Source organism: Clostridium estertheticum (assembly GCF_011065935.2).
In the GTDB taxonomy this organism is placed as follows: Bacteria; Bacillota; Clostridia; order Clostridiales; family Clostridiaceae; genus Clostridium_AD; species Clostridium_AD estertheticum_A.
On sequence record NZ_JAAMNH020000001.1, the window covers coordinates 4,589,555 to 4,608,214 of the forward strand.

The 18,660-nt window shown below is 30.1% G+C and carries 20 protein-coding genes, 1 pseudogene and 1 riboswitch; of the genes and pseudogenes, 3 read left to right on the forward strand and 18 right to left on the reverse strand.

The genetic code is table 11. From position 1 onward, the window contains the following. Positions 1-41: 41 nt before the first annotated feature. The 16 genes and pseudogenes from G9F72_RS21790 to G9F72_RS21865 form a co-directional block, all read right to left on the reverse strand. Entirely contained in the window at positions 42-1,547 is a 1,506-nt protein-coding gene (locus G9F72_RS21790) for a cobyric acid synthase (RefSeq protein WP_164958219.1), read from the reverse strand. 122 nt (positions 1,548-1,669) lie between these two features. Further along, positions 1,670-1,893, reverse strand: a riboswitch (cobalamin riboswitch). A gap of 138 nt (positions 1,894-2,031) precedes the next feature. Further along, complete coding sequence (locus tag G9F72_RS21795; RefSeq protein ID WP_164958218.1) at positions 2,032-2,877, reverse strand: TIGR03943 family putative permease subunit; 846 nt, start codon at positions 2,875-2,877, stop codon at positions 2,032-2,034. A gap of 50 nt (positions 2,878-2,927) precedes the next feature. Then, a complete protein-coding gene (locus G9F72_RS21800) occupies positions 2,928-4,106 on the reverse strand; it encodes a permease (protein WP_224676213.1) in 1,179 nt (392 codons plus the stop codon). 190 nt (positions 4,107-4,296) lie between these two features. Further along, complete coding sequence (locus tag G9F72_RS21805) at positions 4,297-4,854, reverse strand: 2'-5' RNA ligase family protein (protein WP_164958217.1); 558 nt, start codon at positions 4,852-4,854, stop codon at positions 4,297-4,299. Between the two features lie 152 nt (positions 4,855-5,006). Then, positions 5,007-5,366, reverse strand: coding sequence for an SdpI family protein (locus G9F72_RS21810; RefSeq protein ID WP_164958216.1), 360 nt, complete (start codon positions 5,364-5,366; stop codon positions 5,007-5,009). Between the two features lie 60 nt (positions 5,367-5,426). After that, a complete protein-coding gene (locus G9F72_RS21815; RefSeq protein ID WP_164958215.1) occupies positions 5,427-6,092 on the reverse strand; it encodes an SdpI family protein in 666 nt (221 codons plus the stop codon). Beyond that, complete coding sequence (locus G9F72_RS21820) at positions 6,076-6,375, reverse strand: autorepressor SdpR family transcription factor (RefSeq protein WP_164958214.1); 300 nt, start codon at positions 6,373-6,375, stop codon at positions 6,076-6,078. Before G9F72_RS21820 ends, G9F72_RS21815 begins: the two co-directional genes overlap by 17 nt. Before the next feature lie 235 nt (positions 6,376-6,610). Beyond that, positions 6,611-7,264, reverse strand: coding sequence for a tRNA (guanosine(46)-N7)-methyltransferase TrmB (gene trmB / locus G9F72_RS21825; RefSeq protein WP_164958213.1), 654 nt, complete (start codon positions 7,262-7,264; stop codon positions 6,611-6,613). 318 nt (positions 7,265-7,582) lie between these two features. Beyond that, positions 7,583-7,771, reverse strand: coding sequence for a hypothetical protein (locus G9F72_RS21830; RefSeq protein ID WP_164958212.1), 189 nt, complete (start codon positions 7,769-7,771; stop codon positions 7,583-7,585). Between the two features lie 89 nt (positions 7,772-7,860). Then, positions 7,861-8,796: an ABC transporter ATP-binding protein gene (locus G9F72_RS21835; RefSeq protein ID WP_164958211.1), complete on the reverse strand. Its 936-nt coding sequence runs from the start codon at positions 8,794-8,796 to the stop codon at positions 7,861-7,863. A gap of 155 nt (positions 8,797-8,951) precedes the next feature. Further along, positions 8,952-9,143, reverse strand: a pseudogene (locus G9F72_RS21840) (response regulator transcription factor); the annotation flags it as partial. Then, positions 9,116-9,517 carry a histidine kinase dimerization/phosphoacceptor domain-containing protein gene (locus G9F72_RS27485; protein WP_164958210.1) on the reverse strand — a complete coding sequence of 134 codons (402 nt, stop codon included), beginning with the start codon at positions 9,515-9,517 and terminating at the stop codon, positions 9,116-9,118. The pseudogene G9F72_RS21840 and the gene G9F72_RS27485, both read right to left, overlap by 28 nt. Beyond that, positions 9,518-10,135: a site-2 protease family protein gene (locus G9F72_RS21850; RefSeq protein WP_187356078.1), complete on the reverse strand. Its 618-nt coding sequence runs from the start codon at positions 10,133-10,135 to the stop codon at positions 9,518-9,520. It lies immediately after the preceding gene. A 368-nt stretch (positions 10,136-10,503) separates the two neighbouring features. Further along, complete coding sequence (locus G9F72_RS21855; protein ID WP_164958209.1) at positions 10,504-11,532, reverse strand: hypothetical protein; 1,029 nt, start codon at positions 11,530-11,532, stop codon at positions 10,504-10,506. A 30-nt stretch (positions 11,533-11,562) separates the two neighbouring features. After that, positions 11,563-12,582 carry a phosphodiester glycosidase family protein gene (locus G9F72_RS21860; protein ID WP_164958208.1) on the reverse strand — a complete coding sequence of 340 codons (1,020 nt, stop codon included), beginning with the start codon at positions 12,580-12,582 and terminating at the stop codon, positions 11,563-11,565. Between the two features lie 164 nt (positions 12,583-12,746). Then, a complete protein-coding gene (locus G9F72_RS21865) occupies positions 12,747-14,123 on the reverse strand; it encodes a PhoH family protein (protein WP_164958207.1) in 1,377 nt (458 codons plus the stop codon). Positions 14,124-14,299: 176 nt separating this feature from the next. Here G9F72_RS21865 and G9F72_RS21870 point away from each other — a divergent pair, with 176 nt between their 5' ends. Further along, positions 14,300-14,710 (forward strand): Fur family transcriptional regulator, encoded by a 411-nt coding sequence (locus tag G9F72_RS21870; RefSeq protein ID WP_164958206.1) that lies wholly within the window; start codon positions 14,300-14,302, stop codon positions 14,708-14,710. Positions 14,711-14,764: 54 nt separating this feature from the next. Here G9F72_RS21870 and G9F72_RS21875 read toward each other — a convergent pair whose 3' ends face one another. Then, on the reverse strand, positions 14,765-16,009 hold the full coding sequence (locus G9F72_RS21875) for an ABC transporter substrate-binding protein (RefSeq protein WP_164958205.1): 1,245 nt from the start codon (positions 16,007-16,009) through the stop codon (positions 14,765-14,767). Positions 16,010-16,113: 104 nt separating this feature from the next. On the opposite strand from G9F72_RS21875, the gene G9F72_RS21880 reads away from it, so the two are divergent. Both G9F72_RS21880 and G9F72_RS21885 read left to right on the forward strand, forming a co-directional pair. Next, positions 16,114-17,055, forward strand: coding sequence for a VCBS repeat-containing protein (locus G9F72_RS21880; RefSeq protein WP_164958204.1), 942 nt, complete (start codon positions 16,114-16,116; stop codon positions 17,053-17,055). Between the two features lie 269 nt (positions 17,056-17,324). After that, positions 17,325-17,702 carry a polymer-forming cytoskeletal protein gene (locus G9F72_RS21885; RefSeq protein WP_164958203.1) on the forward strand — a complete coding sequence of 126 codons (378 nt, stop codon included), beginning with the start codon at positions 17,325-17,327 and terminating at the stop codon, positions 17,700-17,702. Between the two features lie 87 nt (positions 17,703-17,789). Here the strand turns inward: G9F72_RS21885 and G9F72_RS21890 are convergent, their stop codons facing one another. After that, complete coding sequence (locus G9F72_RS21890; RefSeq protein WP_164958202.1) at positions 17,790-18,647, reverse strand: hypothetical protein; 858 nt, start codon at positions 18,645-18,647, stop codon at positions 17,790-17,792. Between the last annotated feature and the right edge of the window lie 13 nt (positions 18,648-18,660).

The window sequence follows — 18,660 nt, forward strand, 5'->3', positions numbered from 1 at the left end:
ATTAGTTTAATTTGTTGTTAACCGTCCCCAAGTTTTTCAGTTTAATTAGTTATTAACCGTCCCTCACCTTTTCTCTTTATTCCCATGATTTTATAGATTAAATCCATGTCTATACTATCTCTCACTATATCTGCTAGCTTGTCTATTTCTTTTTCTCTTAGACTTTCATAGGGTTTAGATTTTTTAGGTTCCATAGCTTTTTTTGATCTTAGTGTGTTCACTATATATTCTCTAAATTCGACTCCATCTAAAATCCCATGAATATACGTACCCATGATATTTCCATTTGCATTAGTTGCTCCATCGCAAGATGAAGTAGCTTCACCATTTTTTTCATATATTTCAAAAAGTGGTTTTGCCTCATGCCCATATTTACAAATTCCCATATGTATTTCATAACCATAGACATCAGTACTCATATTAATGCTATGAGCCTTTACTCTTGTAGTTATTTTCTCGTCTTGGAATACTGTATCTATGTCTAAAAGCTTCATTCCCTCTATTTTTTCTAAATTTGTTTCTACACCTTGGGGATCATTTAAGCTATTTCCTAGCATTTGATAACCTCCACAAATGCCTAATATGTTGCCGCCTGTACTATATTTCACAATGGCGTCAATAAGCCCTGAAGCTTTTAAGGTGATTAAATCCTCAATTGTATTTTTGGTTCCCGGTATTATAAGTAAGTCTGGATTTCCTAATTCTTCTTTAGTTGTAACAAATCTAACTGATACATCTTCTTCAGTCTTTAAGGCATCTACGTCTGTAAAATTCGATATATGTGGCAGCCATATTACCGCAATGTCAATAGGTGCAGTGATTTTTTTGTTAAATTCTACTGTGCCGTCTTCATCTTCTAAATCCAATCTAAAGTATGGGACTACTCCTGCGCAAGGAATATGTATAATATCCTCAAGCATTGTAAGCCCTGGCTTTAAAATTTCTATATCACCTCTGAATTTGTTTATAATGGTGGCCTTAACTCTTTTTTTCTCTTCCTCGTTAAGTAAAAGCATAGTCCCAGCAAGGGATGCAAATACTCCTCCTTTATCTATATCTCCTGCCAGGATTACAGGGGCATCTATAAGCTCTGCCATTCCCATATTTACTATATCTCTATCTCTTAAATTAATTTCCGCAGGGCTACCTGCTCCTTCCAATACTATAATTTCAAATTTCTTTTCTAATTCTTCAAACTGCTCCTTTAACATATCTCTAAATTCCAGTTTCATATTATGATATTCCATGGCTGTACTGTTTCCAAAAACCTTTCCATTAACTACAATTTGACACTTTTTATCTGAGGAAGGTTTTAATAAAATTGGATTCATAAATACCTCTGGCTCAAGACCAGCTGCGTAGGCTTGAAGCACCTGTGCACGTCCCATTTCTTTTCCATCTAATGTAATATAAGAATTCAATGACATATTCTGCGACTTAAAAGGACACACTGAAAACCCATCCTGTTTAAAAATTCTACAAAGTGCTGTTACTAATATGCTTTTCCCTACAGATGAAGCTGTTCCTTGTACCATTATTTTAGCCATTACTGCTCCTCCTTTTATGCTTTTTTTGTGCAAAATAAAAAACAGCAAGCTTACGCACCTGCTGTTATGTACAAAATTTCATTGCACTAACTTAAATCCTACAAGTTCTTTCCCGCCGAAAGCTTAATATTAATATTTTAGGCAGGTCTCCTGGCTCTTGATTCACTTTTTTCTTATATCCTTACCTATTCAGGTGGTTATAAAAATTTCGTGTTCAATTACAGTAGCGGGGGCTGCTGTGGAATTACACCACATTCCCTTTTCACCTTATTAATAATCTACTAGCGTAGCTTAAGCCACTTAAGCGGGATAATTAATAATAGGCACCTAAAAAATATCTATTTAATTTTTTTTCTAATATACAAATATAAAATCAAATTTATTAAACATTCCAGTATTTTATGTGTTTCTACAAATCTAAGTTTATAGCAATACATTAATTCTGTCAATAAATAAGAATTTAAGGTACCATTGTTATATTTTTTTAATTATATATATACTCATTATTATTTACATCTATTTTTTTTGCTTTGCTCACTTTAATTATTGGAATTACACTAATTTCTCCACTTTTAGCATCCTTATATTCTCGCTCCCCCAGTGTTCCCTCTATATTTATCCAGGTGCCTTCTGGAAATACTTTTTCTCCGGAATAATCGCACAAAATACCAACTAATTGAGCATCCGCCGCGCAACAACTTACAACAATTCTAGATAATATAAATTCAGCTTTATTAAGTCCCTTTTGGTTATATATGAAGCCCTTCATATTAATGGTTCTACCAACATGATTGTGTGGATTTCCATATATATCTTCATAAGCATTTATGAAATTTCCACTCGTCATATTTATAGTTTTTCCTTTTAACAGTGATATACTTTCTAAAGACATCTTTAATTGCTCATTAGCATTTTCAGTAGAATGAGTATCTTTTTCATTAATATCACATACCTCAGTTCCATCCTCTAAAACAGTATGTTTATGCTTTAGGGTACTAATTTTCATTTGTGAAGTTAATGAAAACCCCTTATTTATGGCGCTATCCACACTCACCCCCACCGGTTTTAATAGAATTCCTAAGGTAAGTGGGATTAAAAACATGATATACCCAAGCTTTAAGCTTTTAGCTTTTTTAAATGCGTAAATATTCTTTCCTTGGAAAATAACCAAAACAATAAAAAAATATAATGCGAACTTTACGTATTTAACCATTTTGGGGTGAATAAATAAAGTTATTTTATTTGTGCTAATAATCATATAAAAATAGCAAGTGAAGCCTATTAGTATAATAAACCATATAAATTCATTCAAATTTAACTTCTTTTTCAAACATATCCTCCTTATTGCTCTTTATGAGTTATAAGAGTTATTAATCTTTTTCAAACTCCTAAAGAGAAAGTATTACTTAGCGCCGCAAGCGGAAGTATGTTTGCTATTACAGCTAAAATAAAGCAAATAGTAACTATAAGAAAAATCAGCTTAGCTACAAAACTTAATTTAAAACTTCCACAAAGCATAATTGTGTTTTTTATATCTAACATTGGCCCCAAGATTAAAAACCCTATAATTGAACCGTTGGTAAACTGACCTAAAAAGCTTCTAGCTATAAATGCATCTGTTTCTGAACAAACTGATAATACAAAAGCCAGCACCATCATAACTATTATGGAAGATAAAACGCCCCCTCCTATGGATAAAATAAGTTCCTTAGGTATGAAAACTTGCATACACGTTGAGAGGAACACTCCCATGATAAAAAATCTACCTATATCATATAACTCTGCGCTAGTATGTGATATTATTTCCTCTATATTTCTTATAAGCTTATTGCTATTATTACTAGTATTATGACTATGTCCACAAGAGCAGCTACCGTTATTTTTATATATGGGTATATGATTATGTTTAATAGCATTAGTGTTTTTAAAGCTGTGTGCATTATGTTCTCCACAATCGCACCCCTCTTTATGTGGTTTAACTCTAGGTTTTTTAACTAATTGCCTTTTAAAAGGGCTGTCTTTATTAAGTATCCCTATAAGAACACCTATTGTTATAGCTCCAATCATTCCGAACATAGCCCTTGCTATTACCATATATGACATTCCCATGAACGCATAATGTGTTGACAATAAGACCACAGGATTCATTATTGGCACTGATAGCATAAACGTAACCGCAATGCTTAGTGGAACACCTTTTTTTATAAGTCGCCTAGTTATAGGCACAATAGCACATTCGCATACTGGAAAAACAAGTCCAACTAAGGATGCAATTAAAACTCCTACAAATTTATTTTTAGGAATTATTTTAGCAATTGCTTCCTCTGATACGAATATCTGAATTATAGAAGAAGCCAATGCTCCAATTAGTATAAAGGGTATACCTTCAAAAATTATACTAAGAAAAATCGTAGAAAAATCATTAATAACCCTAGAATCAAATTTAATAACTGTGGTACTCTTTGCAAAATATATGCCTAGTAGTAAGACTATGATGAACATCAACATTTTTATTAGGTTAATCTCACTATCATAAACTCTTTTATTTTCCTGGGTCAAGTGCTCAACTCCTTGCTATTAATATTTATAGGTTCTGAACTATTATATTATCTTACACTGCTTACTATGCCATTTGTGTTACTATAAAGTAAAAATGAACTAGTTTTCAAAATAAACAAAAAATACTAAATGTAGCGAAACCACATTTAGTATTCCATATAAAATTATTTGAGTTGTACATTATTAATAATCAGTTGAGGTTCTTTGAAAAAACAATTCTATCCTCTATCGCAATACTCTTATCATTAAGCTTTATTTCTATAAGGGCGATCTCATTTAATTTTCCATATATTTTATTTGGGTTACTCTTACAGTACATAAATGCTTGTACCATGTTATCTTCACTTAACCTACTTGCTATGGTACAATGTGGATTCCACATGCCTGGAAGATAAAAGGATTTTTCATCTTCATTAAATGCTTTAAAATGATCGTGATGACTCCTATGAAATTGCAGCAACTGAGTTGATAAGGTTGGGGCAAGAAATAAAGTTCCTGTGTTAATAAAAGTACCTAATATATTTAGATCTATGTTTATCTTTGATTTATTCTTATAGAATTCATTAAGCACGCCCACAAATTTATCCACATCTAATTTATCATAATCTGCAATGGTAATGTGTGGCCTCATGCCTTTTTTATCTACACCATATTGCGTTATATTATTTTCACTTAAATCTTTCCATAAATTTTTGAAATATTCCTCTGTTTCATAATCTAAATACCCTACAAGTGCGTACACATACATAAATTAACCCCCTAAATATAATCCATTAAGTCACCCTTTATTTTATAATGCAATTTAACTTTAACTACTTATTATACTTATTTTCTGCTTATAACATTTTTTATAGAATCTTTGCTTTTAACTGCAATTGTCTCATAATCATGAAAATTTAATTAATTCTTTGTGATACCATCTTCATCAAATTTTTCTTTTAGTTCTTTTTGAACAAATGGTATCCAAATTATCAAAGCAATTATCCCAATACCTCCATGAATAAAGCTCAAAGATTCCTTTGAAGCAGGTAAAATTAATAGACTTATGTTAATAGCTATATATAAAATAGTACCGGTGTATAACCACAAGCCCCCAATACGTCTCTGTGCATAGTCCCATGCTTCTTGTGACTTTATGGAACGCGTTGTTCGATAACCATAAAAGCTATTTATTTTACTTGGCGGTTTAAATCTTAAAACTAATCCGAATATAACCATAATAATAGGAATTCCTAAATCTTTACTCCCAAAATCCAACATTACAATACTCCCCCTTTTGAAAATATAAATTTTATCAAAAATGCAATTTATGTTATGTCCTTATTTATCTAAATTAACAATTTGCTGATAGATAATATATGAATATACAATTGGCACAATTACGATTACTGTCAAAATAATTATGTTAGATATTCCATTGAAATCTATTCCCACAATAGTTAATAATATATTTATGATTCCTCCTATAACCCATAATGGTGCTGCCATCCTATGAGTCTTTCTCCACACCTCTTCATTAGCTAAAGTCCAAGGAGTTTTTATTCCAACAAAGTAGTTGTGCTTAAATCTCCCCATAACATTTCCTAACAAAATCAATAACAACGAACCCAATATTTGTATAAAAATTGATGTGTTGACTACAACACCTTTAGCTATTAGAAGTGCGGTCACTTCCACCCCAAGTAAAAATATAATTAATAGATACTTTAAATACTGATAAGTTGACTGAAATTTTTCATAGTTTTTCCTTTTAGGGTCTATATAAGGTAGAACAATAAACATTAGATATATTCCTAAATTTATCAATACAACGCCAAATGCACCTAAGAATTTACTTCCATACCCATCTACTTGTCCTTTTGAATTCCAGTGTATAGGTACTCTATTGGGAAGAGATGGATAAAAATATACCCCAAGTGCAAATCCTAAAACAATGAGAATCAGAATAACCCAATCTTTTTTCAAAACATTACTTATCTTTTTCATTTTCAATTCCCCCTTCATTAACATGCGTTGTATTAAAAAACCAATTAGTTACTTCTTGGAACACTGTAGTATTAAGAGAATAGTAAATATGTTGCCCCTTACGTTCATCTGTTAAAAGCAAAGATTGCTTTAATGCATTAAGATGGTGAGATATACTTGGCTTGGTCATATTAAAATGCTGCGCTATTTCTCCTGCAGTCAAATCTCTGTCTTTCAATAATAAAATAATTTTTCTTCTTGTTGGGTCTGCAAGTGCTTTAAATGGTAAATTGAGAACTGACATATTCATTTCTCCTTGTAATTTTATTATATATTTAGACATTTAGACAATCGTCTAATTATCTGATAAAATTGTAGTCTTATTTTCTTTAAATGTCAATACTTTCCTTGTCGAGGATACCCTAAAAAATAATTGTCCACAGTAGTTCCAATTTTTACGGCTCTACTGTGGACAATTATGCTTATAACTTTATTTTATTTTCAAGACTTTATTTTATTTTAAAAGGATTATTATTTCACTACATTAATTTAGCTTTCAGAAACATAGCTTTCATACCTAATTCTGCAAATTTAGCCTCGTATTCTGTAACTACATTTTCTTTAAAATCACTATTGTGCAAATCATAAGTTAAAAATAATATTTCAAAACCACTTTGTTTGAAATACTCTATTGAGTCTTCAAACAACTCTGTATCATCTGTTTTGAACCAAACTTCAGATCCAGGCTTTAAAAATTTCTTATAATTGGTTAAACATTTAGTATGAGTTAATCTTCTTTTGTTATGCCTTTCTTTTGGCCAAGGATTACAAAAATTTATATAAATTCTACTTATCTCATCTTCTGCAAACACATCATCAATAAGCATGATGTTTAATGGCATAAGTCTTACATTTAAATCTTCTTCCCCTTTAACTTCTCTTACGTCTATTACTTTTCTAAGGGCAAATACTAGTACCTCATCTTTTAAATCTATACCTACAAAGTTAATATTTTGATTTTGCTTAGACCTCTCTGATATAAATCCACCTTTACCACAGCCTAGCTCTAGATGTATTTCATTAGTATTTTTAAATTCTTCAAACCACTTTCCTTTATGAGCATAATGGTCCGTTACTACAATATGACTAGACTCAAGCTCTGGCCTAGCCCAATATTTTTTTCTTAGGCGCATACATTTTTCTCCTTTTATCTATATATTAAAAAATTACTACATAATTTTTCTCAAATTCACTTTATTATTATATCACAGGAATTGAACTAAACAAACTTTATAGTTTTAAAGAATCATTAGTTGTTAACTGTCCCCGCTTTAGTCCCTTAATTTAAACTTCAATTGGTTGTTAACTGTCCCCGTCTTAAATAAATCGTTCCATATTTTTATCTTTTTTCATTTTGTAAACTGAAATCAGAAAAAAGGTAAGTGCAAAACCTATTAATATTGCAATATTCCCTAATATATCTTTGAACTGTAACCCTGTTTGAAGCTTTCTTATAGCAATGCATATTCTGTTTCCTTAACACTATTAATTCCACTATCATATTCTTGTATTTTTGTAGCCTTTATGCCAAGTTTTTCTGTTTGTTTTATAAACTCTTCAAAAGCCTGCACCCTTTGCCCTTGGCCCTCAATAGAATAAGCTACCTTTGTATTGTCAAACATTAATGAATTTCCATCCATTCCACCTGAAAAAGCCAATATTAAGAATTTTCATTTTCTCACCCCCTTTATTCCTTATAGTTACATAACTATTATAAGCCGTTATGTGCCTAATCCCTGAGCTTCCTTCCAGTTAGAGTAAGGAATACTGACTCTAAATCTGGATTTTTGCTTTCTATACTCTTAATAGAAATATTATTAGAAGTAAAAAATAATATTATCTTATCTAAATTAGCAACACCTTTTTTGCTTTCTATTTTAATTTTCTCATCTGCAACTTCTATTTGCACAACTCCCACTATTGCTTTGAGGTCCTCTATATTAACCACATCTATATTTTCCACAGTAATCTCAACATAATTTACATCTGTAACAATAGCCTTTAATCCCTCCACAGTCCCTTGTGCAATTACTTTTCCGTGGTCTATTATAGCTATATTCCCGCATATAGCTTCTACCTCTTCCATATAATGCGTAGTATAAATTATAGTACATCCTAGTGAATTTAATTTCTTTACAGATTGTAATATATGATTTCTTGATTGGGGATCAATGCCCACTGTTGGTTCATCCATTATTATTAACTTTGGTCTATGAGCTATAGAGCATGCAATATTTAATCGTCTTTTCATTCCACCTGAAAAACTCTTTGGATACTCTTTTTTCTTATCTAAAAGTCCCACAAACTTTAGTGCTTCCTCTACTTTTTCTTTAAGTTCAGACCCCTTTAACCTATAAAGACTAGCAAAAAACTTAACATTCTCATAAGCTGTTAAATCCTCATAAATAGCAATGTCTTGAGGTACCACACCAATGTTTTGCTTAATATAGGTGCTGCTACTTTCAATGTCTTTTCCTAAAATTTCAATTGTACCTTTATCCATTGATAACAATCCACATAATATATTTATAATGGTGCTCTTACCTGCTCCATTAGGTCCTAAAAGTCCATAAATTTCTCCTTCTTCTATTGATAAACTTATATTGTCTACCGCTGTTACATCTCCAAATCTTTTGGTTAATCCTTCAATCTTAACTATATTCATATATAACACCTCTTCATAATTTTTATTTCTTATAATTCTATTGTATAAAAAAAGCGACTTCCTAGTAAGTAGTGAAAGTCACCTTTTCTATATGACTAAAGTCACATGAAAATAAATAACATGCTCCCTTGTTATTTATTTTCATGGGCCTAATATTATATTTCGCCTTTTAAATAATATATTGCGATTTGCGTTCTATGTTTTAACCCAGTCTTGCCTAAAACGTAAGTGATATAGTTCTTAACCGTCCCCTCGGATATAAATAGTTTACTAGAAATTTCTTTATTAGAAAGACCTTCTGCAATAGCTTTTATTATTTCTATTTCTCTTTCAGTAAAACAATCTTGCTTTGGAATGGTGGTTTAATATTTTTCAAAGTAATTCTTATATTGTCCATACCTTCACGTAGCACATTAATGGTGCTTTGGACCATTGATTTTGATTTAGGTAAGTCAATATCTAATAAAAGTTTAGCTCCCTCTAGTTGCATTATACCTCCAGACAGAGTGTGTCCAATATTATCATGTATTTCCTGGGCTATTTTATTTCTTTCCTCAAGTTGTGACATATATTTATATTGCTTATGGAACTGCTCATCTTTATTTAGTTTATTAAAAAGTATAGATATAACAAAAGTGGAATTTTTCATTCCACTTTCCAGATAATTACTTATGCAATATATTAAAATAGAAAACTCATAAATAATAATCCATCCATCCATTTAAATTATTCCTACAATATTTGTAAAAAGAGAAAATAGCCACAACCCCGGTACTTGAACAAGATAAGTAAAAATAGATTGTCCCCCAGGTAATATAGGAAATATTAACACCATAAATATTAGAAATTGATATCTAAGAATTGAATCTGATAAATTGTAAAAAAACTTTGGAAATAGATCCCTAACTATATGAAATCCATCAAAGCCTGGTATTGGAACTAAATTAAGAAAAAACAATATACAATTAAGGTAGCCTGTAATGGCTAATATTTTTACAATAATAGTATATAACTGACCTTGAAGAGGTGAAAACCTTTCAAATAATACATACAAAATTGCAAATACAAGGCCTAGGATTAAATTGGCAATTGGCCCTGCAGCTGAAACTTTCAAATCATCCTTATAATAATTTTTATATGCACTGGGGTTTGTCTGAACGGGTTTTGCCCACCCAAATCCTACTAATAAAATTAATAGAAATCCCATTGGATCTATATGAACAATTGGATTCAGCGTAAGTCTTCCTTGAAATCTAGGTGTTTTGTCTCCTAACCTATCTGCTGTGATAGCGTGTGCGTACTCATGAAAAGTAAATGCTAATAAAATTGCCGGTATCATCAAAATCTTATTTAATATTTCTGCTGTACCCAAATTTATTCCTCCTTTTATTCCTACAAGATAAATAACACTGCTAATTGTTACTTCACTTATTAGGTTATCCTTAACTTACTAATTTTAATTTTTTTAAATGTGCAATATATCTATTATAACAGTGTTTATTGCTATTTCAAATCCAATATTCTTAAAACAAAAGAATATATTTCTACTACTGTATTTTTTATGAATAATTATATTTTTATTAAAGGTAGTTCTTAAATCTCCTTGTTTATTGGTATTAATATAGTTTATAAGCATTAACATATATATAAAAAAACCATGCACAAGGCATAGTTTAAATTTAAAATAGTTTATTTAAATATGACTACTTACTTAAAAATGCCAAATGATATTTTATTACCTACTAAAGATACTATTCCTCTAGTATATAATTGTAATAACTTTCCTTCATAACTAGTTTCAGTTCCAGAATTAACATCTTTTACTACACCTTTCAGTGCATCATTTTGATAGACTTTACCATCTGACGAAACGAATAAATCATTTTTTTCAGAAGGTAATTGTAAATCAATCACTTTCCAGTTTGAAGTCTTATCTGATGTTTTACCATAATAAATTTTGCTTATCAATTTATCTTTTACTTCTCCAAGATACACATTATCATTATCATCAGTACCAATTAATGTAAGCTTATCTACACCTTTAATGGTAATAGCTTCATCACTACCTGTAACATATATTTTATTATAAACTAATCCCTCATATATTAGTTTATCTTCATGGCGCACCAATGATATATTACTAACATAATTTGGTATTGTATCAGCTTTTGTCATACTACCCATTCTGTCTATTCTATATATACTGCTTCTCTCACCTTTACTTGAAACTTTTACGTAAGTAACTCCCGTTAAAGTTGATAATTGAATATCTTCTACTTCGGATTTTGTGTTAGCCCAAGCTAAGTCTTTAATCTTTACTTTTTCGCCCTTTGATACATCATAATAATATAATATTAAGTTACTAGAGTCATCATAGCTTTTTTTCTCTACTAAAAGCATTCTATTTCTATCTGGAAGCCATTCATAAAAAGAAATTTTACTTGCTTCATTTACCGCTATATCTTTAACGCTTCCATCCTTACAATCAACAATTTTTAATTTTTCATTTTCATAATAAGATAAATATTTAGCATCATAGGACGCTAATATGTTTTTTGCGTTTGCCGGAACTGTAATATCAATATTTTTTATTTTTTCAGGTTTATCATCAACAACTTTTTTAGTGACAACTTTCGAATCAGGGGCTAAAAAATAATGATCTACATAAAATAGGACCGAAAACTGTAAAGATAGAGATACTAGTATCCATATAAATATTCTTTTCTTCCATTTCATAATGCTTTCTCCTTTAATTTAAAATATCGATTATCTACTCTCTACATAAATAATTGAAGGTATTGATCTTTCTCCCAAGCTGTCGCTAGGATTGTTTATAACTTCATCCTTATAAAACATAGTAGAAGAAGAACCTCCATCTAAGTTAGTAGCATTATAAGCCCCATATTCATCATACAATATGTCTTGTACCTCTCTTAAGGTAGCCCCTATACTATTTACCTGTCTACCATCAATAACTAATAATATTATTGTCCCATCACGTCTTTGTGCAATAGCTGTTCTAGGTGCAATACCCATACCACCATCACCTTTATTTATCATTTTCTTTCCATTAACTATCATGGCTGGGCCAAAAGATACTGCTTCAGTAACTCCATCTTGTTTCATTTCTTTAATGCTATGAAGACCAACTAGTAGATTTCCTTCTTTAGTCAATGCAACAACCTCGGTTTTTTCATTTTCACTTCTTATGTCATTAAAAACAGTTTTTCCACCAGTCATTATAATTCCCGTTGGGTTTGCTCCTGTTCCTGCCCATAGTGCTCCAGCAGCTTCATCTAAAAATGCACCACCATTAATGGCCGCAACTGCATTATTATCTTTTGCAATTTCACTAGTTAATTGCCCTTCCTTACGAAGCTTACTACTGTAACCTACTTTTAACCTAGTTGGGTCACTAATTACTAATACATATCCTTTGTATTTCTTTCCTTTTATGTCATATCTTTCAATACTATTATCATTTTTATTTTCTACTTTTACACCAGATGTTTTGTCATCTAAGCCAGCTTGAGCTATAGTTTCAACTGATTGGTCCTTCATAATTTCATTTATTTTCGCATCGGATAAAAATGTTGTTGCCAACCACTGCAATGTAAGAGTAGTCATTGCTGCACCTACCACTGTAGTTTTTGCATTTTTAAATGGGCCATAGTAAAGTACATATGGGCCTGTGATGGCTGTGAAAACGAGTTCAAATACTATAAATAATACAACAAGAGTGCTTGTACGTTTTTTGGTCTTACCACGTTTTTTTAGTTTTCTCATGTTTCCCATCCTTTTTCTTATTAGGTACTATCCTATTGTACAATAAAACTTTGTATTTTAAAACAAATTTTTAATGTAATTTTTGTGAACTAAACTACTAATTTGATAATTTCATACAAAAAGAGAGTATAAACCCATATACTCTCTTTTATAATTCAACATATTTATAGTTTTTTTGAGCCCTCGTACGCTAGGGGTGACCTCTCGCATTCATCATATTTTAATGTTACCTGATAACACAATTCGCTACCCTTCATTTTTTCAGAGGCATAACACAAACCATTTGATCTTGAATCAAGAAAAGGATGGTCGATTTGTTCTGGATCTCCTATAAGAATTAACTTAGTTCCTTCACCAACTCTAGTTATTATTGTCTTAACCTGTTTTGGTGACAAATTTTGTGCTTCATCTATAATAACCCAATTTTTAACTATTGACCTTCCTCTAAGGTAAGCAATCGCTTCAGTGGTTATAATTCTCCTATCAAATAAGTCTTTTATCTTATCTGTTAATTCCTTCTCATTTTTATAACGTTCTTTTTCATCAGAATCCACAAGCATTTCCAAATTGTCAAATATTGGTCGCATAAAGGGTGATATTTTTTCTTGTTCCGTACCAGGTAAAAACCCTATTTCTTCATCCATGGTAACATTTGGTCTACAAACTAAAATTCTTCTGTAATGTTCACTATTATCTTGTAGTATTTTTTGAAGCCCTACTGCTAATGAAAATAATGTTTTAGCTGTTCCTGCTGGTCCTTTAACAATTACTAAGGGGGCTTTTATTGCATCCATACTTAGTGCTTCTAGCATAAATCTCTGTCCTACATTTCTTGGTACTACTCCTAAGGGCTTATTTTCCTTACTGTAAAGTGGTACTACATTTTTACCATCATATCTGCCTAGTGCAGTTTGTTTAGGGTTTTCCATTGAATGAATTATTAAAAATTGATTCGTGTATAAAATTGGTGTGGTATATTCTTCTGTATTCTCATCATAATTAAGTAAGGTACTTGTTTGTAAAACTTTTTTGCTATAAAACTCCTGAAGTTTTTCGGGAGATACAAATACTTCAATTCTTCCTGTATACTGATTATCATATTCCGGTACAAATTTTTCATAAAAATCTTCTACATTAATATCTACAGCATCCGCCTTAATCCGTTGGAATATATCTTTGGTTATTAGCCATACATCTTCCCCTTGCTCTTTAAGCCCCTTACATACCTGTAATATTCTATTGTCTGCTTTTTCTTTACTCCAAGAAGGAGGAATTTTGGTATCGTAGTGATTCATTTCTACTCTAAGTCTTCCCCCATTTGCAAGCTCAACACCCTCATTTAGTTTTCCCTCAAGTCTTAGTTTATCAATAAGTCTAGCAGCATATCTGGCATTAGCTCCTAAATCACTTTTATCTTTTTTAAAACTATCTAATTCCTCTAAAACCACTTCGGGTATTATTACATCATTATCTCCAAAGGACAATATAGCACTTGGCGCGTATAGAATAACATTGGTATCTAATACATAGGTTTTTTTCAAAATATCAGCCCTCCTCTCTATATTACTAATATATGTTACTTATCCTATAAATGAATTAAAAATTCAATAATAATTTAATTGTTAGTACGACTATTTCTATATTTTATTTTGACAAGTAATAGTTTTTATTATATAATAAGATTTATAACAATTAATTATATTATAGGATGGTGTATATGGACAACATTACAACAATTTTTAGAGAAAAAAAGTTAAAGCTAACACCACAGCGTATTGCAGTTTATAAATATTTAAAATCAACAAAAGAGCATCCTTCAGCAGAGGTAATCTACAAAGCCCTACAACCAACCTATCCTACTATGAGTTTGGCTACAATTTATAAAGCGTTAAAAACTCTTGTTGAGGTTGAGTTGATAATAGAACTTAATGTAGGTGAAGGTAACTTCAGATATGATGGCAACATGATATCACATCCTCATGTTCAGTGCATAAGCTGTGGTAGAGTTGACGACATCGAAGGCATATGTTTTTCAAATGTGACTGAAGATGTAAAACAGTATACTAACTATGACGTTTTAGCGAGTAAAATATATTTTTACGGATTATGTGAAAATTGCAAAAATTAATTTAATAAATAAAAAAAAGAAGTATAAAATTATACTTCTTTTTTTTTTAATAAATCATTTGTAGCTTTCTTTTAATATCTCTTCCCATTCTTTGGAATTGTAACCACCGGCTATAATCCTTTTAAGAGCTAGCAATACATTGTTTTTGATCTTATCAGGTAAATTAGAAAATATAAGAATACTATTATCATTAGCTTTAAACATATGTTGAACCATTATTTTGCCCATACCTGATATTTTATTATTTGCAATTTTATTTCCACTTATAATTCCCTTTTGGACAAGCCTTCCTTGAACCTCATCACTATATATATATTTAATAAAAGCGTTAGCATTATCCCCATTTTTTGCATTTATAGGAAGACATACTAGAGAATTAATTATAATGGGCATATTTGAACCATAATTTGAATTATCATCATAATCTTCTATTATACCTATGTTTGTTCCATTAAGTTTAGAATTATAATAAGAGATACAGGCTAGCAGTGGAGCATCCCCATTATTAAAGCTAATAATACTTTGTTCATTTCCTGACTCAAAAGGCTCTTTATCAATTCCACTACTTTTTGTTAGCAAATTAAATTTATCAAATATCTCTTGCATGACTTTCATTTTTTTATATGATTCTTCACCACTGTCATAACTTTCTTCAAGATCATGAATATTTACCACCTTGCTAGCAATCAAAGAAAATAGAAATCCATTAGCATCTATCTCTTCAGTTAATACTACCGGAGTTTTTATCCCCTTTCCATTAATTTGCTTCAAAACTTCTAACCATTGTTCTAGGTTTTTAGGGTAGGATATTTTTAACTTTTCAAGATTAACTTTATTATATAATAGCTCAATAGAATATGGCACAACCCCTATACCATAGTATTTATCCCCTACTCTACCATAGGAACCTACAATGTCATAATATCTATCACTGATGGCAACTTTTTCATAAACACTTTTCATATCACTAAGTACTCCCTTTTTGCTAAGCTCAATAAGAGTATTCCTATTAGTGAAAATCACATCAATTTCCGTACCAAGATTAATACTCTCCATAATATCACTTTTATCACCTAGTACATCGTTTAGTTTTATTTCAACATTTGGATTAGCTTTTTTAAAATCCTCAATTAAAAATTTAATTACATTAGAAGAATATTTATCAGTTGTATCTAGGAATATATTTAACTTTTTTTGATTCTCACTTTTATTAGATTTACAGGCAGAAAGAGTAAAAACCATAATTAAAACTATAATAAAACTAAATATGTTTTTTAGCGTTTTAAATGATTTTTTCATAAGTTCACCTCACAATAATAATAAATATGAATTTTTTAATTTTTTTTCTATATAAATTAATTAAATATATAATTGTTACATATAATTTAAAGGGGGTGGAATATATGAAATTGCAGATAATATTTTTTAAGAAGAAATTTATTTACTATGCACTAGCATTTATTGTATTTGCAACAATGCTTACTTTCTTCTTATTAATCAAAAACAAGTCATTAAGTACATTTAATATTGTTACTGATAGCAAAATGTTGCAGGTTGATTTAACAGGGGATGGAATTAAGGATATTCTCTACATAAAAACAGAAACAGATAAATATTATATCCAAATAAATTCACAAGATAAAAGTTATTATCTAGAACCCTCTAAAAAAGTTAACACTGTGGGAAATTATTATGCTCAGTGGCCAATGAGACTTACGCTAATGGACATAACTAGAAATAACATACCAGAGATATTTACTCAAGCATCCATAAATAATAAAGCTATTCAGCATGTATTCCTCTGGAATAGTGAAAAATTTGATGATATATTTTGCAGCAACAATAATATTTTAGGTTTTGTTGACAGTAAAAATAATAAAACGCCCAAATTTTTATCTGGAAATATTAAAGATGGTAAAATGACTTTTATAAGTTATATTTTCATTAAAAATAGCTTGAAATCTTTTGACTATAACTATGATGATAATTATATGGGCAAAAACACAATAACAAATTTCATAAATCTTATGACAAGCTTCCCACTATCTGAATTAAATATATCAAAAGAACTTTTCTCATATGATTTAAGTGGTAATGATATATCATTATTAAGCGATTTATCAAACAAAAAAATATATTTCAACTTCCAAGATGCTGTTTTTAAGGATTATAATTGGGACAAACAGGGAGGCGTCAGTGAAATTATCTGGACCTTAAACTTTAAAGGAACTATTGCCAAGGATTTAAAGGACATAAAAAACTATACCATAGAATTAATTCTTAAACCCTCACCTAAGGTTGATGGTATTTCTACTTTAAAGATTAGTTCTATAAGTATTAAGTGATAGAATAATAATTTTTTAGATAATTAATATACACAATATTAATATAATTTACGGTTTAAAAAGGGACCGTATTATCGGTCCCAAGGGGGATGGGGGGGTTCCGCATAAAATATTTAATTTTATGCTAATGGAGATTTAACTCCGATTACATTTATAATATTAACCTTTTTGCCTGGTTTTATTCATTATAAAAGATATTTTAAATATTTTTTAATAAAGCTATTTTTATTTAGAAATATAAACTAATTTAACATTGGAGGCGTGTTCATATGTTTAATAATAAGGAAAAAGATGTAAATAGAATTGAAACATTAATTGGAGATCAGTGTTTTATAATTGGATCTTTGAACGTAAATGGACTTATAAAAATAGATGGTTCTATTGATGGAGACATATTTTGTGAAGATGATGTAATACTAGGAGAATCTGGACACATAAAAGGCAATACAGTGTGTAATAATGCTTATATAAATGGAACACTGCATGGAAATATCTGTTGTAAAGACACTTTATCCATAGAAAGTTGTGGCAAAGTCAAAGGAGATATTTCAGTAAAAAAATTGATGATTTCTGAAGGTGGAATACTTGATGGTAAATGCACTATGATAAGTTATGATGTTCCTAATAGTGATACTAATAATTTATAAGTCAAGTGAAATAACAGTAGGTTAAATATACCACGTATATTTAACCTACTGTTTTTTAAGATAATTTACATAAGTATCAGAATGTCTTCAGTTAGTATTTTCTTCTACAATCTTATTTAACGTTTCAAGTTTTCTGTCATCTACTAGATGAGCTAATATATATATTAACTGTCCTATATCCTCATCCTCTAAGTTTTTCAAAATACTATGTGTTCTTTCTTTAGGATCAGTATGTTTGAATTCAACATCATTATTTTCAAGAGAATCATTAACTTCAAATGAATCACCATTTACAAAGGAACTATTATTAGATAATGAATTAATCATATCTGTAAAATTTGTATTATTTAAATCAATTCCAGCTAGCATATTTGATATTTGACTTAAATCTATATTTGCAACTCCTGAAAATATATTTGAAAATGAGTTGTCTTGGTCATCTACATTGGAAGTTGATTGATCTTCTACTCCGGAAGTTGATGAATCATTTACATTTAAATCTTTATTGTTGTTTCTTGCAGTACTTGATGTTCGATTTGCATTGGGTTTTGATTTTACATTGGGAGTTTTAGTTACATTGGATTTTGAATTTGCATTATTATGATTTGAATTATTACCTTGACCACCAGTTAAACTACCAATCAAGTTTGATAATATATTATTATCTTGGCCCCCTAAACTACCCATCAAATTTCCTAAAAGGTCATTATTGGATCCCCCTAACCCTGAAAGCAAACCTTCAAGCATATTGTTACCACCACCACTATTTCCTCCAAGAAAACTAGATAATAATGCCATCAATGGATTCCCAGAATTTCCATTAAGCATTTGTGTTAATGGATTATTGTTAGAACTGTTATTATTACCATTATTGTTATTACTGTTACTGTTACTGTTATTTCCATCATTCATATTATTTCTATGGCTCTTGTGATGTTTTGACACATTTATCACCTCA